26 protein-coding genes and 1 pseudogene are annotated in these 20,463 nt (G+C 41.3%); 1 reads left to right on the top strand and 26 read right to left on the bottom strand.

The features are described from left to right. Positions 1-19 precede the first annotated feature (19 nt). From M1F03_RS14520 to M1F03_RS14530, 3 genes and pseudogenes are all read right to left on the bottom strand, one after another. A protein-coding gene (locus M1F03_RS14520; RefSeq protein ID WP_374195714.1) for an IS3 family transposase occupies positions 20-1,104 on the bottom strand; the annotation gives its coding sequence in 2 pieces (ribosomal slippage) (positions 20-843 and positions 843-1,104; 1,086 coding nt in all). A 71-nt stretch (positions 1,105-1,175) separates the two neighbouring features. Beyond that, positions 1,176-1,709 (bottom strand): annotated as a pseudogene (locus M1F03_RS14525) (phage minor tail protein L); the annotation flags it as partial. Next, on the bottom strand, positions 1,706-2,050 hold the full coding sequence (locus tag M1F03_RS14530) for a phage tail protein (RefSeq protein WP_251464580.1): 345 nt from the start codon (positions 2,048-2,050) through the stop codon (positions 1,706-1,708). The pseudogene M1F03_RS14525 and the gene M1F03_RS14530, both read right to left, overlap by 4 nt. A 148-nt stretch (positions 2,051-2,198) precedes the next feature. Between M1F03_RS14530 and M1F03_RS14535 the strand changes: the two genes are divergently transcribed. Continuing rightward, positions 2,199-2,495, top strand: a complete 297-nt coding sequence (locus M1F03_RS14535) for a hypothetical protein (RefSeq protein ID WP_112843561.1) — start codon at positions 2,199-2,201, stop codon at positions 2,493-2,495. A 24-nt stretch (positions 2,496-2,519) separates the two neighbouring features. On the opposite strand, the gene M1F03_RS14540 is transcribed toward M1F03_RS14535, so the two are convergent. The 23 genes from M1F03_RS14540 to M1F03_RS14650 all read right to left on the bottom strand — a co-directional run bounded on the left by M1F03_RS14540 (position 2,520) and on the right by M1F03_RS14650 (position 20,462). Continuing rightward, on the bottom strand, positions 2,520-2,798 hold the full coding sequence (locus tag M1F03_RS14540) for a hypothetical protein (RefSeq protein ID WP_251464582.1): 279 nt from the start codon (positions 2,796-2,798) through the stop codon (positions 2,520-2,522). A gap of 11 nt (positions 2,799-2,809) precedes the next feature. Continuing rightward, positions 2,810-5,374, bottom strand: coding sequence for a phage tail tape measure protein (locus tag M1F03_RS14545; protein ID WP_318839961.1), 2,565 nt, complete (start codon positions 5,372-5,374; stop codon positions 2,810-2,812). A 39-nt stretch (positions 5,375-5,413) separates the two neighbouring features. Then, positions 5,414-6,498, bottom strand: a protein-coding gene (locus M1F03_RS14550) for an IS3 family transposase (protein ID WP_374195714.1) whose coding sequence is annotated in 2 segments (ribosomal slippage) — positions 5,414-6,237 and positions 6,237-6,498 — 1,086 coding nt in all. Because the reading frame shifts where the segments join, the coding sequence is not laid out codon by codon here. A 66-nt stretch (positions 6,499-6,564) separates the two neighbouring features. Beyond that, positions 6,565-6,837, bottom strand: a complete 273-nt coding sequence (locus M1F03_RS14555) for a hypothetical protein (protein WP_318839962.1) — start codon at positions 6,835-6,837, stop codon at positions 6,565-6,567. A 61-nt stretch (positions 6,838-6,898) separates the two neighbouring features. Continuing rightward, positions 6,899-7,210: a hypothetical protein gene (locus M1F03_RS14560; protein ID WP_251464584.1), complete on the bottom strand. Its 312-nt coding sequence runs from the start codon at positions 7,208-7,210 to the stop codon at positions 6,899-6,901. 121 nt (positions 7,211-7,331) lie between these two features. After that, the gene (locus M1F03_RS14565) at positions 7,332-8,864 is read right to left on the bottom strand and encodes a DUF4041 domain-containing protein (RefSeq protein ID WP_251464585.1); all 1,533 of its coding nucleotides are present in this window, start codon (positions 8,862-8,864) and stop codon (positions 7,332-7,334) included. Between the two features lie 142 nt (positions 8,865-9,006). Then, entirely contained in the window at positions 9,007-9,417 is a 411-nt protein-coding gene (locus M1F03_RS14570) for a type II toxin-antitoxin system YafO family toxin (protein ID WP_272661116.1), read from the bottom strand. Further along, entirely contained in the window at positions 9,408-10,004 is a 597-nt protein-coding gene (locus tag M1F03_RS14575) for a hypothetical protein (RefSeq protein WP_318839963.1), read from the bottom strand. Before M1F03_RS14575 ends, M1F03_RS14570 begins: the two co-directional genes overlap by 10 nt. Before the next feature lie 124 nt (positions 10,005-10,128). Next, positions 10,129-10,608 carry a type II toxin-antitoxin system death-on-curing family toxin gene (locus M1F03_RS14580; RefSeq protein WP_042848061.1) on the bottom strand — a complete coding sequence of 160 codons (480 nt, stop codon included), beginning with the start codon at positions 10,606-10,608 and terminating at the stop codon, positions 10,129-10,131. Positions 10,609-10,620: 12 nt separating this feature from the next. Then, complete coding sequence (locus tag M1F03_RS14585; protein WP_042847844.1) at positions 10,621-10,800, bottom strand: hypothetical protein; 180 nt, start codon at positions 10,798-10,800, stop codon at positions 10,621-10,623. A 353-nt stretch (positions 10,801-11,153) separates the two neighbouring features. Then, positions 11,154-11,432, bottom strand: a complete 279-nt coding sequence (locus M1F03_RS14590) for a DUF1799 domain-containing protein (RefSeq protein ID WP_081045588.1) — start codon at positions 11,430-11,432, stop codon at positions 11,154-11,156. 26 nt (positions 11,433-11,458) lie between these two features. Continuing rightward, positions 11,459-11,764, bottom strand: coding sequence for a phage tail assembly chaperone (locus M1F03_RS14595; protein ID WP_060561429.1), 306 nt, complete (start codon positions 11,762-11,764; stop codon positions 11,459-11,461). A gap of 41 nt (positions 11,765-11,805) precedes the next feature. Continuing rightward, entirely contained in the window at positions 11,806-12,459 is a 654-nt protein-coding gene (locus tag M1F03_RS14600; RefSeq protein ID WP_060561428.1) for a phage tail protein, read from the bottom strand. Positions 12,460-12,505: 46 nt separating this feature from the next. After that, positions 12,506-12,907 carry a phage tail terminator-like protein gene (locus tag M1F03_RS14605; protein ID WP_318839964.1) on the bottom strand — a complete coding sequence of 134 codons (402 nt, stop codon included), beginning with the start codon at positions 12,905-12,907 and terminating at the stop codon, positions 12,506-12,508. After that, a complete protein-coding gene (locus tag M1F03_RS14610; RefSeq protein WP_318839965.1) occupies positions 12,904-13,485 on the bottom strand; it encodes a hypothetical protein in 582 nt (193 codons plus the stop codon). Before M1F03_RS14610 ends, M1F03_RS14605 begins: the two co-directional genes overlap by 4 nt. A 1-nt stretch (position 13,486) precedes the next feature. After that, the gene (locus M1F03_RS14615; RefSeq protein WP_318839966.1) at positions 13,487-13,837 is read right to left on the bottom strand and encodes a hypothetical protein; all 351 of its coding nucleotides are present in this window, start codon (positions 13,835-13,837) and stop codon (positions 13,487-13,489) included. A 2-nt stretch (positions 13,838-13,839) separates the two neighbouring features. Next, positions 13,840-14,319, bottom strand: a complete 480-nt coding sequence (locus tag M1F03_RS14620; RefSeq protein ID WP_105874194.1) for a DnaT-like ssDNA-binding protein — start codon at positions 14,317-14,319, stop codon at positions 13,840-13,842. A 40-nt stretch (positions 14,320-14,359) separates the two neighbouring features. Beyond that, positions 14,360-14,644, bottom strand: coding sequence for an Ig-like domain-containing protein (locus M1F03_RS14625; RefSeq protein ID WP_115353767.1), 285 nt, complete (start codon positions 14,642-14,644; stop codon positions 14,360-14,362). A 2-nt stretch (positions 14,645-14,646) separates the two neighbouring features. After that, a complete protein-coding gene (locus M1F03_RS14630; RefSeq protein ID WP_318839967.1) occupies positions 14,647-15,600 on the bottom strand; it encodes a major capsid protein in 954 nt (317 codons plus the stop codon). Positions 15,601-15,613: 13 nt separating this feature from the next. After that, positions 15,614-16,375, bottom strand: a complete 762-nt coding sequence (locus tag M1F03_RS14635) for a hypothetical protein (protein WP_318839968.1) — start codon at positions 16,373-16,375, stop codon at positions 15,614-15,616. 111 nt (positions 16,376-16,486) lie between these two features. Beyond that, positions 16,487-17,608, bottom strand: a complete 1,122-nt coding sequence (locus tag M1F03_RS14640) for a phage minor head protein (protein ID WP_154623722.1) — start codon at positions 17,606-17,608, stop codon at positions 16,487-16,489. Beyond that, positions 17,605-18,975 carry a DUF4055 domain-containing protein gene (locus M1F03_RS14645; protein ID WP_318839969.1) on the bottom strand — a complete coding sequence of 457 codons (1,371 nt, stop codon included), beginning with the start codon at positions 18,973-18,975 and terminating at the stop codon, positions 17,605-17,607. Before M1F03_RS14645 ends, M1F03_RS14640 begins: the two co-directional genes overlap by 4 nt. Continuing rightward, positions 18,975-20,462, bottom strand: a complete 1,488-nt coding sequence (locus M1F03_RS14650; protein ID WP_318839970.1) for a terminase — start codon at positions 20,460-20,462, stop codon at positions 18,975-18,977. Before M1F03_RS14650 ends, M1F03_RS14645 begins: the two co-directional genes overlap by 1 nt. Between the last annotated feature and the right edge of the window lies 1 nt (position 20,463).

Here is a 20,463-nt window from a genome sequence, read left to right on the forward strand (position 1 = left end):
CAGTAACTATTTATAGAGTTTAAGCTACCTGTAATCGCTGTCTCGGGGGTATTCCTCCAATCGCCGTATTCGGCCGCTCATTGTTATAAGTCCAAAGCCACTGTGTGGCAAGTTCTTGAGCGTGCTCAACGCTCTCAAATATATTTAAATCAAGCCATTCATGACGAGCTGTTCGGTTAAAGCGTTCAATGTAAGCATTTTGTGTAGGCTTGCCAGGCTGAATATAAAGTAAGGTAATTTGCTGCCGTGTTGCCCAGTTTATTAGCTCTCCTGAAATATATTCTGGTCCGTTGTCGCATCGTATCGCTTTGGGTTTACCGCGCCACTCGATGACTTGTTCTAACGACCGAATAACTCGTGCGCTAGGCAACGATAAATCAACATCAATCGCTAAGCATTCACGATTAAAATCATCAATGACATTAAAGGTTCGAATGCTGCGGCCACTGGCTAAGCTGTCTGACATAAAATCCATAGACCATACTTGGTTAATGGCTACAGGCACACTGAGGGCATCAGGCTTATCGCGTTTTAAGCGTTTGCGAGGCCTAATTCTAAGATTAAGCTCCAACTCACAATAAATTCGATAAACGCGCTTGTGGTTCCATGCGAAGCCCTTTACGTTGCGTAAATACAAGAAACATAGACCAAACCCCCAACGTTTTTTGTTTTCGGTTAGGCGTATTAGCCAGTCAGCAATCTGATCGTTTTCAGCATTAAGTTTACTTTGATAGTAAAAGCAGCTTTCGCTCACATTCATGCACAAGCAAGCAAAGCGAATGCTTATGTCATACTTAATTGCGGCAGCCTTAGCCATCTCCTTACGATGAGATGGCTTTATAACTTTCCCTCAAGCGCCTCCAAACGAATCTCAGCTTTGAGACGTTCTTCCGCATACATTTTTTTGAGCCGACGGTTTTCGTCTTCGAGTTCTTTCATTCGCTTCATCAACGAAGCATCCATACCGCCGAATTTAGCTCGCCACTTATAAAATGTTGCAGAGCTAACACCATGTTCTCGGCAGAGTTCTGGAACGGGCATACCACTTTCATTTTGTTTAATGATTGCCAATATCTGGCTATCAGTGAATTTTGATTTACGCATAGAAAACTCCTTGAGTTTATTTTAATAGAATTTTCTATAAATAACTGCTGCGATTTTTCGGGGGGATTACAATGTATCTGGCGAACGGGTATCATAATTCCCTGTAAATCAAACGGGGTAGAAAGCTCGAACTCAACAGCTTCACCAGCCACCTCGCTAGTCTTACGGTCAATGTAATAAACTTGGGTAAAGCACTCGTCGGGGTTAGCTGTTGGGTTGCCATCCGTGAAATTTTTAGCATCAAGATAGTGAGCAAAAGTTTCATAAATAGTGACCTTGGCTAAGGCCATGTCGTCAAATTGCAAACACAGTGACGATATCAGACCATCAATGTTAGCAACCCTCAATGTTGGCCTTGGCGGGCTACCATCGCTATTTTTTGCCATGCCCTCAATTTCATAAGGCCACGCACCGTACTCATTGCCTTGCCACCAAATTGGCTTGGGTTTGATATCACCTTTGGATTGATCTATCTCTTCTGGCGTATGAGGTAAGTTGTAAGCGTGAAACCTAAGCACCGGCCCATCAAATTCAGACCCATCAACTTCGATAAGTTGAACTTTGTTGCCCGATTCTAGTTTTTGAATGTCAGATGTAATATTCATGCGCTAAAGGCCTGATCGAATGTTGCTGTGATAGTGACTGCAAGACCACCAATGGGGGTCATCGTGATTGAATCAGCCTTAACGCGATATAACCCTTTTTCACCAAATGGCGGTGTCCATATAAACGACCTCGTTGTGTGCTCACGGATAAATTTGAATATCGGCATCACCTCATCTTTCATTCCTGTGTAAGTAAAAGGCCATGACTGTGATTCCGTGTTAATTCCATCGCCCGCAACTTGTTTGTACCCATCGCCAAAAGTGACTTCTTTTATTCGATGAGTGAACTCACCCGTTGGCGTTTCTTGCGTTTGCATTCGCCACTTAAATTCTTCAATCATGGTTTACCTCGAAAAAAGACGGCACAAAGCCGCCTAATGATCAAATATCAGGATTTTCAATAGTTAAATTTAGTTTATGGTTAAGAGCCAGCCATATGTAATTTATTGCCGAAGGAATGGCTGACTTACTTCGGTGTGAGGAAATGAAATGAGTAATAAATTTTTAGATCCACTAAAACCATCTCACGAGCAACTTGATATTGCCATACCTAAATTACTAGATGCAAAATCAGTTCTTGATGAAGTGTTACCTTTTTACATTGCCTTTACAGCAAAAACATCCAAAGACCCAGAAGCTTTTTACCCATTAATAATGAAATGCTTAGAGGCTATTTTTGGTGTTGATAAAACCAAAAGGAATATAAAAGATAACGAGATAGCAGACTACGCCTACTCATTGGAAATGAAATCAAAACAAATTTTCGATAAGATAAAAGATATTTAACCATAAAAATAAAGCGTAACAATATCAATTTTGTTGCGCTTTAACCATTGTATGAAAATAATTTCGAGCATATTCCTCCGCCCTACTAAAGAAGTGCCTTAAACCCTCATCAGGATTAAAATCTTCTTCATATCGCAATGTCAGGCTAGAATTATCATCATCAGATAAAATCTTAGTAATAACAACTTTTGATTCCAAGGTGGCTACAGTTCCTGTGGAAAAATTTAAGCTACCCTTAAATTCTTCAATAGCACCATCTGTGAATCTAAATGACTTAATTGGAAATCCCACTTCAATTTTCATAACTACCTCTCTTAATTGCCTTTGATTGTTCTTGATAATGCAGATGCTGGGTTTTTAAGTAAATTATTAACCCCAACTTCTATCATTTGCTGGAATTCACGCTTCAATGATGAAGCATTGGTTTGGTTACTTGAAGGTTGTTGCTGCTGCCCGCTTTCAATGTTAATGCCTCCTAAATTAATCTGCACATTTCCACCACCAGCAACTTGAGGATTGCGAGCGATAAATGCGGTTGGTTGTGTAACTGACATCGGAGCAGAACCACCAACATAGCCGCCAGAAGCGTACCCTTTTTGACCGTAATCCATTAGCCGATAAAGGTTGGCAATGCCTAATCGTTGCGTGGCTTCTTTTGTGAATACAAACTCTCCACCATGAACGATACCTTTGGGTTCGTACTTACCGCCATCCCCAGTGTAGCCGCCTTCCGAGTGACCTTTTAACCCCAAGAAATTACCTACCGCATTACCACCAAATGCCGCTTTCATAGCATTTAGCATAGCCATCTGCATTAACATCTTGGTGGTCATTTCTAAGAATGAGCGAGTGAAATCAGCAAAATTAGCTTTGCCCGTCAATACAAAATCAGAGAGACTGTTACTCATGCCCTGAAATGCAGATTGGCTGATTTGTGATACGTTACCGTAAACATCAGTGGCTCTCTCTTGGAACTCAGCAAAGCCTTTCTTAACACCTAACTCCCAGTTAGCACGAATAGAGTCTTCCTTAGCATAATACTCCTCTAAGGCTTTTCTCTCGTCTGGTGATTTAGCTTTCTCTAGTGCGATATCTCGTTGATACATGCGGTCAGACTTACCAGCTCCCAACTCTAAGGCGCGACTTCTGGCATTAATTTCTTCAACACGTTTAAGTTGCTTATCTAACTCACGATTATGTAACTCCTGAAGCTTAACCTCATCACCCGCTATAGCTAGAGCCTTTTGAGAAGCAAGAATGTAGTCCTTTTTAGCAAGTAACGCCTTTTCGTCCTTGGTTAACTGCCTTGTTTTCTGAGCCTCCTCAAGGATTGATATTTTCGCCTCCATATCCCAAAGTTTTTTACGCTCAGAGCTAATAACATCACTAACTGTTTTATGCTCTTTTAACACCTTCAATTGTGCCTGTAAGGATGTAAGAGCCTTCTGATTCTCCTCATCTAAACGCGTTCCTGCGTCAACTTTATAAGCGCTACTCCGGCCAGAGCCCGGCATTTTCCGATCTCTGAGTCGATAGTTAATCATTTTTTCATATTCTTTATATTGTTCATCGGTCAGTAACGCTCTATCAGAGTTTAATTTTGCCAGTTCCTCCTTTCTTTTTGTTTCCCAACTCGCATATTTATCATGATAGTATTGCCTTACTCTAAATTTATTAGCCTCTTGTTGCTGAAAGTTTTTTTCTGCCTGCTTCTGTGAGTTCAGTAAATCTTGTTGAAATTTCTCTTCTTTTTTCAACTCCAACTCACGACGTAGGTCGTCGGGTGTTTTGCCTGTATTATAAAAATACACCCCAGACGCCGCGGGGTTTATTTGAAAATCAACTAGTTTCTTCTCTATTTCATATATTTGCTGATCTAGAGTTTTCTTTCGTCCGATGTCAAACATAGCGTCCCAAGCATTTTTGGCTGCCCACTGAATGCCTTTCCATGCTTGCTCTAAATAACCAAGGTTTTCTTCTATATCGTTTGCTCCGTCATTAATTGACTGCGCATACGCATCAATTGCTAACCTAGCTGCCTCAGTTTTGTTCCCCTGCATCTCTAGCGTACGTATTTGTTCAAGTTGAGCGACTGTGAGGTGGTGATTCGCTTTTTCTAATTCCAATGACATTTTAAGAGGCTCATCTTGTAACCGCTTAAACTGATCAATAGTGGTATCAATCGCCTGCCCTGTGATGTAATTCATTTGAGCAGCGGCTTTTGACACTCGGGCTATTTCATTGTTTGAAAAAACACCAGTTCCAACAACGCTACTTATAACGTTAGCCATTTCAGAGCGTGTAATTCCAGCACCAGACATAGCTCTAGCCATCTCATTAAGCTGTGATGCAGATTTATTAGCGTAATTCCCCGTCAAAATAAGTTGTTTGTTGAACTTGGTGAACTCTGACTCCGCATCAAACAAAACCTTCATTAAACCAACAACAGACGCACTCACAACGCCGATTATTCCGCCTCTAGCAATGCCGCCTAAACGGGTTGTGGAAAGTAGGTCGTTTAGCGTTCCTTTTAGCCCGCCACTGGTTTTTGCAAGCTCATGCGTTTGCTTGTTGCTTTCTTTGATTTTGTCAATATATTGCTTAGCTGATTCACTGACGCCTAGCTGCGCGGCCTTCATCTCAAGAATTTCAGTCCTCGTCTTACCGATGGATTCAGCTTGCGATTTTAAAGAGGATAAGAATTGCTCTGCTGCCCTTTTGGCTTTATTTGTTGCCGCCTCCTGAGCTAGAAGTGCTTGCCCTTCAGAGGTAAGAGACATTTGAACTCTTGTTAGCTTATCTCTAGTTTGGTCAAGTATCTTGTTGTAATCTAAAAACACATCCCTTGGCAAAAGTCCTTTTTTGCTTGCATCAGACAATGTAATCCCCCCACTTTTCACAGTAACTATTTATAGAGTTTAAGCTACCTGTAATCGCTGTCTCGGGGGTATTCCTCCAATCGCCGTATTCGGCCGCTCATTGTTATAAGTCCAAAGCCACTGTGTGGCAAGTTCTTGAGCGTGCTCAACGCTCTCAAATATATTTAAATCAAGCCATTCATGACGAGCTGTTCGGTTAAAGCGTTCAATGTAAGCATTTTGTGTAGGCTTGCCAGGCTGAATATAAAGTAAGGTAATTTGCTGCCGTGTTGCCCAGTTTATTAGCTCTCCTGAAATATATTCTGGTCCGTTGTCGCATCGTATCGCTTTGGGTTTACCGCGCCACTCGATGACTTGTTCTAACGACCGAATAACTCGTGCGCTAGGCAACGATAAATCAACATCAATCGCTAAGCATTCACGATTAAAATCATCAATGACATTAAAGGTTCGAATGCTGCGGCCACTGGCTAAGCTGTCTGACATAAAATCCATAGACCATACTTGGTTAATGGCTACAGGCACACTGAGGGCATCAGGCTTATCGCGTTTTAAGCGTTTGCGAGGCCTAATTCTAAGATTAAGCTCCAACTCACAATAAATTCGATAAACGCGCTTGTGGTTCCATGCGAAGCCCTTTACGTTGCGTAAATACAAGAAACATAGACCAAACCCCCAACGTTTTTTGTTTTCGGTTAGGCGTATTAGCCAGTCAGCAATCTGATCGTTTTCAGCATTAAGTTTACTTTGATAGTAAAAGCAGCTTTCGCTCACATTCATGCACAAGCAAGCAAAGCGAATGCTTATGTCATACTTAATTGCGGCAGCCTTAGCCATCTCCTTACGATGAGATGGCTTTATAACTTTCCCTCAAGCGCCTCCAAACGAATCTCAGCTTTGAGACGTTCTTCCGCATACATTTTTTTGAGCCGACGGTTTTCGTCTTCGAGTTCTTTCATTCGCTTCATCAACGAAGCATCCATACCGCCGAATTTAGCTCGCCACTTATAAAATGTTGCAGAGCTAACACCATGTTCTCGGCAGAGTTCTGGAACGGGCATACCACTTTCATTTTGTTTAATGATTGCCAATATCTGGCTATCAGTGAATTTTGATTTACGCATAGAAAACTCCTTGAGTTTATTTTAATAGAATTTTCTATAAATAACTGCTGCGATTTTTCGGGGGGATTACAACAACTTTTGCTGCCACTCATCTAACTTTTGAAATGCTTTGTTTGTTGGATTTATTGAGTTGAGTAAGTCATCAAGTTCTTTCTTTTGTCTTTTTAACGCATCCGCTGCTTTTTTTTGATGATCGATACCCCTGTTGAATTGGTCATTCAAGCCCTGAGATGCACTGCTTGCCTTCTCTGCTGTATCGCCGAACTCCTTTAACTTTTGAGTTCCACGTTCTAGATCTGACGTATCAGCCTTTAATGATATTGTTGCTATATCTGCCATTTAGTTTCCTCCAGATATAAAAAAACCACCCGAAGGTGGTTGTGTAGTGATTTATTAGTGCTTATTTGTTTTTCGCATTATTCATATTTTTATCATATTGCCCCTGAATATAATCAAACATTTCGACTGACTCTAAGCACTCTTTTCCTTTTTTATCGCGTAGCTTGCAACCATAATATGTCAGTGTATTGATGCTGGATATCGCACTTAGATTTTCTACTTGCCATTTACAAAAGGTAGGGTCTGTATGTTCTTTGCATGTTTCTTCCACCATCTCTATAAAGAACTTCTTACCCTCACTAGCTATTGCAGAAGATACTCCGACGAAATTAACCCCTAACGTCAATAGCAATCCAACGAATAATTTCTTCATCCCGTCCTCTCAGTTCTTAAATTAGTTTTCTTAATGTTAGCTTAGCGGGAGTGCAAATTGAAGCAAACAAAAAGCCTGCCGAAGCAGGTTAGATGCATTAATAACTTGTGAAGGGTAAAAGCTATACCATTAAAGGATATTCTTCCTCAATCTTCTTAGCTGAATTATCTTCTTTATTGCTCTTAGTATTATTCACTATTGATAATAGATTTTGTGTTTCTCTATATTCTTTTGCAATAGCGAACTCATCAAAGCTAGCATCAAAACCTAATTCTCTTACTTTCTTCTCTATTAGTGATAATGGGACATTAAAAAATTCTTTTCTATTGTTAACCATATTAACACGATGATTTATAAACTCTTGGTGTAAGCTAGTTTCCAGTGCAGGCGCATCATCGGAGTATATTAACGCATGTATATCGAATTTAAATGGAACCGAAGCCGAGCCCAGCTCATTTACCCTTTCTTCAGGCTCTAATCTACGAGTTAAACCAATCTTGTAAATATTTTCACCGAAAGCACCAATATTCGATATAACATAAACGTGCCCGCTTCTAGTAAGTTGCGCTTGTGATTTTGCTCGCTCGGATAACGCTTGAGTTTCAGCTAACTTACTTTCTAATTCTGCTATTTTAGACTCGATCCTCTCTTTTTCTTCAGCATTAGCTTTTTCTAGTTCTTTTCTTGCCTTATCCATTGCCTTTTGGAAATCTTTTTCTGCTTTCTGTTCTTCTTTTATGGCTTTTTCATATTCCCGTTGAGCTTTTTCCTCCTCCCTTTGAAGCTCTCGTTCCTCACGTAAGATATCTTTCTCATCTTGAATTTTTTGCTCTTTCTCATGAGTTAATAGAATTTCTTCAAGTCTGACAGCAAGGTATTCACCCGTAATTCTAATTCCAACTGTTTGACCAAATTTGTTCAATGCCTCAAATGCATTTTCAACGCGCTTGATTAATTGCTCAACATTGCCAGCCCTTACTTTTGCCAGAGCTGCATCACACTCGCTATTAAAAGCCCTAACTAGCAATTTTACATACTGCTTTGTCATTCTCTTGCCTTCTGATTCACTTCCATTAACAGTCCAGCCAGAAGGTGCGTAGCATGCATCGTTACTTCTAATTAACCCTTTTTGTTGTTCTTTATTTCTTAATATCGCCTCTTGATAGGCTATAGAGTCATGATAATCAAAGTGTGGCTTATAAATCCCAAAATCAAGCATTTCTGCGCTGTCATTAACCAATGCTAGCTTTTCAGTCAATTGAATCAGCTGTTTACGCTTTTCGTTGTAGCTTTCCTTTAAAAGCACTAGTTCTTGTTTTTGATTATCGATTTCTACTTGTGATTTATACTCTCTACTTTCAATTGCATCAGTTTTTTCTTTGACCTCATCATCAATAGCTCTTCTTTTTTCTGATACTTCAGCATTTATTTCATCTCTAGCCCTCTGCTCATAAGATTTGATTTTTTCTAACCTTTCATTTTCTTCTTTTGTCACAGCATCTAAGATTTTCTTTGCTTCTTTTTCTGCATCATCTATTAGCTTGAATCGCATTAATTTTAATTCATAATTTTTCTTTTCTTTTTGTTTAAGCACAAAAACAATAACAAGCAGGACAAATAAAAATATTGCAATACCTATTGGTATTAAGTTCATTAGCTCATCCTCTAAGATTGGTTAGCTATATTTAACCATTTATTTTAGGGGAAGCGTTACTGATTTTATTTACAGCGAAGCAAAAAGCCTCAGTTAAGAGGCGTGGTGTGTGATCTGGATTGCAAACCCAAGGACGGGCTAACTAGAATTGCTCTAATTCAGCTAACTCTTTAAGTGATAAAGAATGAAAATGAGCTTCTGCCATATCTGCCAATATTGGAAGCAATGCATCTGAACGAGCATGTGCATCAGGAGTTATGATTGCCAGAATTTGGTAATAATCATCGTACATACAGTGCTTACAAAACACTAAAAAGTTATCGCTCACTCTAACAGCCTGTCGAATTTGGCTATCCCAAGGTTTTTCATTTGGCGTTCTTATATGAACCTTTTCAATGAATGACTGACGCGCTATTGAGCTGTTTCTAAAATCAGCAAATTTACCCACATACCCAGAGAGAGATGAGCCATTAAGAGCCGCTGATAGCTTAGCCGCATACTTCCGATAAACACCGTTATCTTTATATCTAGGCGTGATTGTGACTATTGGCATTGCAAGTTACCAGCAAGCAGATCTCGATTAAATTCAGCAATTGAGGAATTAAATAAGGCTATATCCTCGTCGCTAAACCCATCTTCCTCTACCGTTGCAGGCAACTGGTTAATATGTTGGTTAAATTGTCGATATATTGCTTGCATATGGTTTCTTAATGCAGACATTTTAAGAATAACTTCTTTAAAGTAACCATCAGCTATGCTTTCAAATGGATGAAAAGCCTTAGTAGTTTTAGCAATGCTATACATTGCCTCAATCATCATAACTGCATTATTACCATGCTTAATCACCCGCTCCAACTCATGCATTACATCTTCTGGGTTATTACCTGCATGTTTTTTTATGTCATCTTTTGTTGGGTCATCAAGTAAAGTTATTACTTCATCGATTGAAGCTACAAGGGTCGTTAGCACGGTCTTGCCATCAACAATTAAATCCATAATTTCATCTGGCGATACATCACCTTTTGCCTTTTTATCGACAATAGTAGCTATAGACATAGCTAAATTAGCCAAGCCTGAATCCACATCTTTTTTATCTGTTGGATTTGATAGCATTGCCATCATAATAGCCTCTGAAATCATGGTTTGTTGCCTCATAGATACAAATGTGCATACAAATTATACATCATTTCAAACTAAAGCACATACATTCATCACAAGCCAAAGACGGGCTAGATTCAGACAATAAAAAACCCACCGGAGTGGGTTAGTCTAATTTGAATCTGAATATAGAGCAATATTCGATACCTATTCGCTCTTTACAGAGTTGCCTTGAATCAAAATCTCTTGACCAATTACACAGCCAACTGTCTAGCTCATCAAGTGAATATTCTTTAGTGGCTAATCCGCGAGCCATTTCTACCACTTCATCCTCTGGAGCTGTTAATTCATAACCATTAAGTAATAAAAAAACGTACCCTGCCATCATTGCCGTTCGTTTGTTAGCATTGGCAAAAGGATGATTTTGTATCAGGCTTTCAATTAATACTGCAGTGAGAACAAACATGTCATCTGTCTGCTCGTAATATTTCACTTGACTTGGTCTTGATTGGGATGAGCTAAGGTTATTGAAGTTCAATACTTCGATAGGCTCATTGGGAGTTTGCAGCTCTATCAATGTTCTATTGATGTTTATTAGATCATCAATAGATAGATAGTTAATCCCTTCGACAAACTCCCCTGTGATGCTTATCACTCACTATACCTTAGCTAATTTTTCCATGGCTTTTTCATAGCGAGCGAAACCAAAATCAAAAGCATTCTTGACTTGATTATCGTGAGAACATTGCTCGCTCATGGCAGCTTTTGGCGCTGCAATTTTACTTTTGTCACGAGCAGGTATATTTAAGCGGTTAGGCTTTTGCAGTGCGTGACCCATATTAACCTCGTTATAAACCAATGAGTTATAATTTACATCTAGGTATACGATGCGTATTACCTCTGGTTATAATGTAAGTTAAGTTACATTAAGTCAACAGTTTTGCTTGTATTTTACATTGACGCTCGTATAATTCGCGCCCCACGAGATTTCCAAGCTATGACACCCCTCTTGCTAGCCATACCCCTCCTATTTCAACTTCCCACAGCACCACTTATAGCGAACTCCGCTGCCTCATGGGCACTGCTGGTTACGGGTGGGGGTGACTTTCGTTATGTTCATATATCCTCCTAGGGGCATTGATGCCCTACTTAGTATTATTTCCTACTCACCAACCGACGCTTATCGGTTCATTATTGTGACCTCTTGTGCATTACCTCTAACGCCTTAGCTTCCATAATGCGCAGATCGCTAAATACGGTCGCCCTATCTTTGATGTTGAGCAAGTCCATCACTTGGTTTAACGGGTTGTAATCCAAGCCAGTGATGCCACTCATGCCTACGCGCCATTGTGTCTTCATGGCTGAAAATACTTGATACGATTCCCAAACGTCAGGCCACACCTCAACATCATCAATGTCAGGCGGAAAGCCAAAAGCACGCTCGAACTCAGCCGATTCTTTTGAACTCATTCCGCCATACATCGCCTCGGCGACCGTTAAGAGTTTTTTTCGCGATTACCCAAAAGCTCATGATAATAAGCTGTCGTTATAGCGCCTGCCGCTGCTGGGTAATTATCGAACAATAAATTGAGATTATCTTCGTTATATGGCTCTTCGATAGCCCAATCAGCTATAATTTTCTTGAAAAAGTCATCAACCTTTTCGTCTTTCAACTCTTCCAACTTGCTCATTGGCATGTGATTAAATGTAAACGTCACTATCTCTGGCTTTTCTTTACCAGCGACAGGAATTTTTACATCTGCTTTAAATCTTGGTTCAGGAATCAAAGTAAACTTAGGCATTGTTACCCCTTAAAAAATCCCCCTCATAAGAGGGGGTGTTATTATGCTGTCGCGTAGATTTGCATATCTGACTTGAGAGAAAAGCGAGCTGATACATTCTCAACCTCATTGATGGCTGTGTTCGGCACGCGCTGAAATGAAACACTTGCAGAGTAATAGCGATCTTCACCTGCTCGTTTGTTATAAAATCGTATGGCTGTTAACTGTTTTGTATCATCCAGCTTCATCAGTAACTTACGAATTGGTAATTGAGCGTCATGAGCAAAAGTATAGACCTGAACGATACCCGATTTATATGTATCAATAGTTTCCGCTTGCTCATCTTCAAGAAATTGAATTTCTTGTGTTTGCTGCTCACCGCCTTCGGTGGATAGCGTCATTACCTGCGGCATGACCTCCCACTCTTGGATGGTTTTTAATGTTCCCTTCCCTCCGCCTGCTGGGAATCTTTCTGTGTCCGTGGTATCGACCCCCTCGAGAGTGACACTGGTTTCTGCCGCAGCCTTCACTCGATACACGCCAGACATTCTTTTCCATCCAGATATTACTTGAACAATATCGCCAGCTTTCACGCCGCTAGATGCAGCCACGGTAAGAACCGCCTCTGCGGCGTTGCTTGCTGTAGTAAATTCTACTTCTTTACCATATTTACTTGCCACGTAGACTCGTGAGCCATTAGGAATGTTATAGGCCATTGTTAACCTCTATTTTTAGGTATAAAAAAACCGCAATTAAGCGGCGTTATCGGATTGCGTTACATCGATAGGATGCACGAATAGGAATAGTGTAATTTGCTTCATCTGAAATTGGAGGGAGCTGATTAGGCTCTCCGTTAATGTAGACTCCCTCCCCTAATGTTAATCCATTTTCTAATCTGTTTTTAACGTCATCAGCAATAGTTGATATCTTATCGTCCCCACTCCCTACTTTCCCAACTACGTTAATTTGGATAACACCACGACAAACAGGCATATCCAGAGATAACCCGATGTTATCCGTTTCTGCTGGCATGATATGAAGCTGGAGATAGGGATCGTTGATATCATCAAAATAAAGATTAGGCCATGCGATTTTAAGGTTTAAATCCTTACCAATACTCGCAACCAGCTTTCGTATTTCAGCATTAATTGTCGACTGATTCATGATCTAGCTTCCGATACGGCAGAGTTGAAAAACTGACTAAATTCCTCAGCAGTCACGGCAACCATGCCGTTAGGTGCTTGTTTCGAATGCCCCATTTCGAGGCGGTAAGCATAATGTACATTGTTTGTGAAATAGATAGCTTTCATTCCTACCTTAAATTGTTCAATAACAACGTTGCCTAACGCCTTTGTCATATTGCCTGACTTATCTATGCGACCCGTCTCGCCTTCCGCTGGAGCATCAAATGACACCTGCCAATTACCTCTAAATCGACCACCTGTATAACCAGGAGGAACATAAATATCCATAGAGTCATTAACACGAACACGCTTTTTTAATTGACGTCGCTTTGGTGTTAAATTATTAGGATCTTGTTTTAGATACTCATTATGTTCAAAAACTGCTTTATTGTAGTTTGAGGCAACCCTATTAACTTCCCATAATTCAGGATTTCCAACAGGTGACATATCAACAAGCTTCGCTAATATTTTAAACCCTGTATTTTTGACAACCGTTTCAATATTTTCATTGGCTTTATCGATAAATAAGTTAATCGACTTCATGAACTGATCTGACATATCACCCCCTCAACTGAGACTGATAGCAGATAATAATATCAGCGGGTTTAACAGGGTTCGGTTCATGAACGCGCAACCAAACGCCATCGACAAGCACCTTATCCCCTTTTTGTATATCAACGTCTGGAGGAAGTATCATTTTAATATCCGTAGAGAGAATAAGCGTGCCGTCGATTTCGTAAGGTTTATATTGCGTTTTTACCCCGACAACAGAAAATAACGTTTCTGGCTCAAATCGCTCCTGCCCCTCATCATCAACCCAATGCTTACCATCACGCTTAGCCTGATAGGAAACGCCATATTTTTTCAACATTCGCAATGCTGTGCTTTGCCCACGCTGATAAATGTTCATCGCTACCTCATTGCAAATGTATTAATGGCAAATCCATCTGAGACATCAATCAAGCCAGATAATAAACCTTTTAACCAAGGAAAGTTTGGTGCGCCAGTATTAGTGCCTTCGGCATATTGCACAGTAATAGCCCCCTCAATTCGCTCAGAGGTGATTTCAGCGCCTAACGTTGGCTGTAGGTCATTTTCTACTGATTCAATCGCTAAACGGCATTGAGCTTGGATTAATTGCTTTGGTATCTGATCGCTTGGGATAGCCACGCCATCACGAGATAACCCTGAACGTGGGAAAGATAAAGGCTGGTTTGGATTGGTTCGTTTACCTAACCATTTCTGCGACTCAAGATAATCCATTGCCGTAATTAGTAATGCCTCTAATCCACTATCTGCCAAAGTGATATTTCTATCCTCAGCGTATTTCTTCAAATCATCAACACTGGCGTAGCTATTAAATGTTAGAGAGTTCTTATCAGGATCAATCATGCTCACCTCAAAAAAAAAGAGGGGCACAAAGCCCCTTAAATTACTCATCTGGAGAAGTTTTTTCTGTGAATGTAATTGCATCAGTATTTTGCGCAACACCATCAACAGTGGCCGTGACAATAAATTCACCTTGTGCATCAGAAGTTAATTTCACTGTCGCACCACCAGCTTTGCCCGTCTTAGATGAAGTAACGCTTAATTTACCACCTGTTGTAGACCAATTAACTGTAGCTCCTTCGACTGGAGAGCTACCCTTGGTGTAATTAAGAGTGATCGTTACTGTATCTGTACTGTCAGCGATAGCGGACGTTTTATCCGCTGACAGGGTTACTTTCCCTCTTCGGCAATCAGTTTAATCATGACGCCAGCGGTTAATTTGTTGCTAGTGAAATGCTTCTTCCAGTTACCTGCGGTGCCTAACTGTGTTAAGTCAGGGTTTTTGCCTTTTGATTCATCCCAGCTATAACCCAGAACGCCAACGTTAACCACGCCTTCACCACGATAACCAATTTCCAAGTTCTCCTTGTCATTGATTTCATAAGATCGGAAAGTTGGCTCTTGGGATTCAGTGATGGTCACAGCTCCCGGCACTAAACCAAAGATGGCATCTACTGGCGCTGTATCTGTTACCAATACAGGCTTGCCTAATGTGCCCGGCTGTCCACCGTAGATAACCACACCCGCTTCTTCATACACTTTGTTATCAATGGCCTGATCAACAATATCGAAGTAGGTGGTTGAGTGCATAACAAACAGATTTACGCGGTTGAATTTATCACCATATTTGCGCAAACCTTTTGTCAGTGTTTTCTTACCATCAGTCGCAATATCAGCTGTAACCACCATTTCTTCGTTATTGCCAATAGCGGCACCTAAAGCAGCTAAAGAGTATTTGATATAACCCTCTAGTGAAGCATCTGCCGCATCGGTACCCACCAGCTCAGAGAACTCCGATACATCACGGCCACGGCGTTTAAATGCTTCTTCTGTCGTTGCATAAGGACCATATTTCCAAGGTGCTTTTACATCAACAGATTCGCCCGCGCCTATTTTTTTATTCTCTACTGTGTCCGTAGAATTTACATCACGGTGTTCAATAGAACCGCCAATTTGGTAGAAAGCACGTTTACGGAAGTCACCTTCAATAAACAGATTATCTAGCACGATAGCGCCATTTGACGCCTGATTAAAGACGGCTAAATTATCTTGGCGACGCTCTAAGAACGCCGTTTGTGCCAAATCGTTATAAATCACTAAATCGCTATTAGTTGTCGTAGCCATTACTTATATTTCCTTACTCTTTTGGAAGTTTTAAATATGCGTCACGCCCGTATCGGCGAATATAATCAGCCTTGTCACTGGCGGACATTTGAGAACGTTTAAAATGTGCACCACCTTGTTTATGTTTCCCTGCATCTGTACCAGAGGCTGCGGGGAATAAGTGAGGAGCACTTTCTTTTAGGGATTCAATCCATTCAATAGGTGATAATGGCGTGCGACCATCTTTGCCCATGATTGGATTGCCATCTTCATCAACGGCTACGGCCTGACCTTCATCGTTGATCTCAAAAATGCCTTTGGCACGTAAAATTAAATCTTCTTGAGCGCTGGTTAATGCACCCGCTTTCCCTGCTGCGGAACGAATTTCATCGCCTAATACACGAGCACGGAATTTATTTGCAAACGCCTCAGCCCTTTCCACTCGGCTATTGGCTTCTTTCAGTTGTTTATCAACGTCATTGCGTAAGCGCTCAGTACGTTTATTAATGACTTCATCAATTTTGCCGTCAGCGATTAACTTGGCTTCTTCATCATTTTCAAAACGTTTGAGAATTCCACGTACAGCATCGGGATCAATACCATCAAAACGCTTGAGATTATCGTTTTGCTCTTTGAGCTTGCCTAGCAACTCACTGTTTTTAGCCTTTAGCCCTGAAACCTGCTGGTCGATAATAGCTTGAATTTCTGGAGTGATTTTCGGTGTTCCACCACCTCCACCTTGAGAGCCATCATCAGTATGTGAATAATATTTGCGTTCGATATTCATAAATAACATGTTGTTCCCCTTGGGATTGAATGCGCCTAGCGCGTTGTGATAAATCAGCCCTGAGCTGAATTCGGTTAATAAAAAAGGCCACCGAGGTGACCTTGTTAAATGGTTTATTGATTAGCTATATCCAGCCTCTCTAAATGCCTGCTTGTCTATCTCCCTGAGTTGTTCGAGAGAAATAAACTCACCTTTGTCCGTGTAAAATTCGGATGGATGAATACCACCTTCTTTCATCAATCTAAATCGCGTCTCCCCAAACACCTGTCGCTGTCGCCACTCAGGTTGTCGCTGTATCCAATCAAGAAAATTAGTATCCGCTGGCACTTGCCCGTCCATTGATGCTCTCGTTCCTGCATCCATCTCATCTAAATCAATGCCTAATTCACGCCATGATTTAGTAACCAATGTTTCTGTTGAGCGGCAATTGAAGTGGATTTTCCCGGGGCCTTGTAGATAAGGAACTTTATGACCAATAGGCTTACCTTCCAGCGTGTATTTCAACCTATCCCGAATAATGCAATCGTGAGATGTTTTATTATCGAGGGTAGATAACCATTGCTTACAATCAAGAATGTCTTTATTGGCATCAGCAAACTGATCTCGCGCTGTTGCTTGTAAATGACTAATGGCCGTTTTAGCTATTGTCGTCGCATTAGCTCGGCTTAGTTGCAATACCCCATCCTTATAACCTTGGTTTGCATGTCCTCTGATTTTACGTCCGATTTCTACCGCACTATCACCATTTAAATAACCATTACGAACAGCGTTATTTATGCGTGTCATGCGATCTGACTCTAATCCATCAGCCCATTCAGAAAGTAATTTCCCTTGAAAAGGGCGAGACATGACTGAGGAAAATAGCATTTCCTCTGTAATGCTCATTAGTGGGTATTTGCGTAGAACAACGTCAGGTAGTAGAGAATCAAAAAGGGATGGGTAATAACCAGCCTCATATAATGCATGTGCTCTCATTTCTTCCGTCAGTAGCGAAAAAGCGCTATCAACAGCTCGCTTATTAATACTTCTAACGCTTGATAATAACGACTCCAATCGCCTAGCAGTGAAACTATTAACATCAATGGTGGCATCATCCAACGCCACAATAAGTGAAGCCGTTAATTCAGCATCAAACTCATTGAGCGCCTTTATCATCCGCCTCGCGACACCAGTAGAATAGCGACCAGAAAACAGGGAGTGAGCAATCAATTCATCCATTAACCGCTCATTCACTGATCTCATGTCTCACCTACCATTGTCGGCTCTTGATTATTAAGCTCATCCACCACCACATCCACATCATCAGCGGGGTCGATAACATCATATTTTTGCAAACTACGAACCAAATCAGATTTACGCGTTGCGCCAGATTGCCATGCTGCGACGATTTCACGGATCATCGAACTATCGGCAATATGATTAACGAGGTCTTTGTTAATTTCAAAAGAAATATCTTTCGTGTCTAAACCAATGTATTCAGCACACCACATTAGCGCTTTACTGAATGCATCGGAAACGTTAGAGCAACAGATGCTAAGAATGGAGGTTTGTGCGTTCTGCTCACCGACAGACTGAATAACCGTTTTAACTTTGCTGTCCGCAGAAACTAACTGAGCACCAAGCGCAACCATATAATCGCGTTTACTGTCCATTGCCTCCTTTGCCAGCATGTTAGGCTGAGCCTGAGCGTAACCAAAGAAACCTTTTTCTGGCAACATAATTGGCGAGCGAGAACCAACCATAACGCCTTTCTTTTCTAGATAGTCACGCCATTCTGTTCCTAGTCCACCTAAATAAGGTTGTATTTGCCCACAGAAGAAAACAGAATCTTCATAATCAGCAGAATTTCGATAATGCCCTAAATTGATTTTTGCTAGCCCTAACAATGGAGCTTCATCAATAGTGTGATCGTTATTCTGAGCACCAATAAACGTGAAAGGAATTTCATCCCACGCGCCGTTGCCTGCTCGTTCTGGAATATATTCAGAATCGATAACAAAGACACTGCTTCCACTTGGCTTGCGATAGACACGACAGACAAACTTACCTTCTTCTATCGACAATACCCGGTATTGAACCTCATCCTTAAAACCAAACCCGTCCTCTTCTTCCACCGTCTCTCGCAATACCACCAGCGTTAACATAGTGCGACCATTTATGCGGTCAGTGCGCCAATTAATGATATCTTCAGCTCGATATTGAAATATGTACGGAAGTTTAGAATCACTGTTGTAATCAACATATAGCCCGTGCCGCCCCACCTCTAATACCGACTCAAGCGAGGACTGAGCAAGTTGATAAATACTTGAGCCTGCGCCATCAGCATCATCTTTTAAACACGATAGCTTTTCGACAACCGCAACTAAGGGATCCTTTTTAAATGCCATCCCTATCATGCCGTTGCGAGTATTGCCCGTTATTGGATAGAACACCGCACGGTCTTGATAATCTTTATTGCGCTTCTTTTTGCGTTTGCCATCTTGTTCTTCAAGTTCAGGAAGATAATTTTTTATATCTTCACCGCCTCGGCAAACAGCGCGAACTAGCTCCCACTGAGGAGCAGCCGCTTTATACTCCGGTCGAGTGAAATCTACATTTGTTGTACTCATCAGAAGGTTGTTCCTAGGTTAATTTCGAATGCTGGGCGCTTAGTGTTTCTTCTACTCACTGCAAAATACCTAAACCCATCAGCATCATGTGATGTGTAGTCGTGAAGCGGTTTATCTTTCCAACAGCCCCGTTTGTCATCCCACTCTTTGCGGTAAGCTTCGAGATGAGCAATGCCTTCACTACATTTATGCTCATCAAAAGCGCAGAGAGGCAGAATTTCACGCACCGCTTCGATACCTTCATCAACTGAAAGTTTCGGCACCACTTCAAATCGTATTGAGTAAATTTGCCCGTCGATTTCGTACCCTTCACGCGCTAACTCACGTCGAGATTTCGCATCAGAACCAAACTCGCGGTTATCGATATCATGAGGGCCATTGTGACTTGCATATGTATAGCCTTTGTCTTTCAGCACTTTCATGTAGTGCCGTAGACCTTCACCACTGTTTGAGTAGTGATCAATGACGTGGAACTCCTCGCCCACTTCACGAATAAACCAAATTGATGTTGAATCACCCACACCAATATCCCAGTACGTGTGAACCGGTAAATGCGAGTTATCAGGAAGTGTGCCAATGCGTTTATTTTCGTACAGGAAGCGGAACTGCTTAGCGTAGTAAGCGCCTTCAACCGATTGCTGGAATGCCTCAGACGGTATTGACGGGTATTCTCGCTTCATATCGTCGCCAAGCGTTTTCTCTTTGGCGTAATACCAAGCTTTTTGACGCTCGTTTAATTGAACACCATGTTTGCTGGCTATCTCATCGAAATAATCAACTAACCGTTGCGGTAATGGCTCAACAGGGTTGATGGCATACTCTGGATTCTTCCACCATGAGAAGAAAAAGAACTTCCAGTCTAGGTTAGAGAGAGTCTTATTCTGAATTTGCGCTTTCTCAGCAGACTGGCAATAATCGAAGAAATAACCTGCTCGACCCTCCGCTGTGCTTTCAATCGTCGTAAAACAATCGCTTGATACCGCCTCAAATGCGCCAGTGACAATCTCACGTGCTTTCTCTGGATACTTAGCGCATATCTTACCGAACTCAGAAACGTGCAAATAACGGAGCGTACCGCCACGAAATGACGTGCTGATATAAAGTGACCCGCCTTTACTAAAAACCAACTCACCAGCCGCGTCATTACTCGCTGGATTTGCTGCTTTAATTTCATCAGGTAATTTTTCGTAGGCATACTTTATCTTTTCCCTGAATAGGCGCTTAGCGTCATTTAGCGTATGAGCTATCAGTGCACATTTAGCCGCCTCAAATAACGCTGCATCTAATTGGATGATGCAGACCTCAGTCGTAAAACCTAGTTGCCGAGCCTTTAAGATAATGTTTCGCGTGTGCATCCCTTCAAAGTATTCAAGCTGCTCAGGCGTCATTTTAAATCGAACTGGCTTACCTTCTTTGTTGGTGATCCAGTAAAGATGATTCAATCGCCAGAGCTTATCTCTCAATAATGCAAGATGTTCTGGCTTCATG

This window comes from Providencia sp. PROV080 (assembly GCF_033688105.1).
In the GTDB taxonomy this organism is placed as follows: domain Bacteria; phylum Pseudomonadota; class Gammaproteobacteria; order Enterobacterales; family Enterobacteriaceae; genus Providencia; species Providencia zhejiangensis.

Excerpts from the sequence above, each read along its gene's own strand:
- M1F03_RS14585 (WP_042847844.1), bottom strand. The coding sequence starts at position 10,800 with ATGGGTCACGCACTGCAAAAGCCTAACCGCTTAAATATACCTGCTCGT.
- M1F03_RS14620 (WP_105874194.1), bottom strand. The coding sequence starts at position 14,319 with ATGATTGATCCTGATAAGAACTCTCTAACATTTAATAGCTACGCCAGT.
- M1F03_RS14575 (WP_318839963.1), bottom strand. The coding sequence starts at position 10,004 with ATGATTTCAGAGGCTATTATGATGGCAATGCTATCAAATCCAACAGAT.
- M1F03_RS14605 (WP_318839964.1), bottom strand. The coding sequence starts at position 12,907 with ATGAATCAGTCGACAATTAATGCTGAAATACGAAAGCTGGTTGCGAGT.
- M1F03_RS14560 (WP_251464584.1), bottom strand. The coding sequence starts at position 7,210 with ATGAAGAAATTATTCGTTGGATTGCTATTGACGTTAGGGGTTAATTTC.
- M1F03_RS14530 (WP_251464580.1), bottom strand. The coding sequence starts at position 2,050 with ATGATTGAAGAATTTAAGTGGCGAATGCAAACGCAAGAAACGCCAACG.
- M1F03_RS14555 (WP_318839962.1), bottom strand. The coding sequence starts at position 6,837 with ATGGCAGATATAGCAACAATATCATTAAAGGCTGATACGTCAGATCTA.
- M1F03_RS14630 (WP_318839967.1), bottom strand. The coding sequence starts at position 15,600 with ATGGCTACGACAACTAATAGCGATTTAGTGATTTATAACGATTTGGCA.
- M1F03_RS14565 (WP_251464585.1), bottom strand. The coding sequence starts at position 8,864 with ATGAACTTAATACCAATAGGTATTGCAATATTTTTATTTGTCCTGCTT.
- M1F03_RS14590 (WP_081045588.1), bottom strand. The coding sequence starts at position 11,432 with ATGAGTTCAAAAGAATCGGCTGAGTTCGAGCGTGCTTTTGGCTTTCCG.
- M1F03_RS14640 (WP_154623722.1), bottom strand. The coding sequence starts at position 17,608 with ATGAGATCAGTGAATGAGCGGTTAATGGATGAATTGATTGCTCACTCC.
- M1F03_RS14635 (WP_318839968.1), bottom strand. The coding sequence starts at position 16,375 with ATGTTATTTATGAATATCGAACGCAAATATTATTCACATACTGATGAT.
- M1F03_RS14645 (WP_318839969.1), bottom strand. The coding sequence starts at position 18,975 with ATGAGTACAACAAATGTAGATTTCACTCGACCGGAGTATAAAGCGGCT.
- M1F03_RS14610 (WP_318839965.1), bottom strand. The coding sequence starts at position 13,485 with ATGTCAGATCAGTTCATGAAGTCGATTAACTTATTTATCGATAAAGCC.
- M1F03_RS14595 (WP_060561429.1), bottom strand. The coding sequence starts at position 11,764 with ATGCCTAAGTTTACTTTGATTCCTGAACCAAGATTTAAAGCAGATGTA.
- M1F03_RS14535 (WP_112843561.1), top strand. The coding sequence starts at position 2,199 with ATGAGTAATAAATTTTTAGATCCACTAAAACCATCTCACGAGCAACTT.
- M1F03_RS14540 (WP_251464582.1), bottom strand. The coding sequence starts at position 2,798 with ATGAAAATTGAAGTGGGATTTCCAATTAAGTCATTTAGATTCACAGAT.
- M1F03_RS14600 (WP_060561428.1), bottom strand. The coding sequence starts at position 12,459 with ATGGCCTATAACATTCCTAATGGCTCACGAGTCTACGTGGCAAGTAAA.
- M1F03_RS14650 (WP_318839970.1), bottom strand. The coding sequence starts at position 20,462 with ATGAAGCCAGAACATCTTGCATTATTGAGAGATAAGCTCTGGCGATTG.
- M1F03_RS14615 (WP_318839966.1), bottom strand. The coding sequence starts at position 13,837 with ATGAACATTTATCAGCGTGGGCAAAGCACAGCATTGCGAATGTTGAAA.
- M1F03_RS14570 (WP_272661116.1), bottom strand. The coding sequence starts at position 9,417 with ATGCCAATAGTCACAATCACGCCTAGATATAAAGATAACGGTGTTTAT.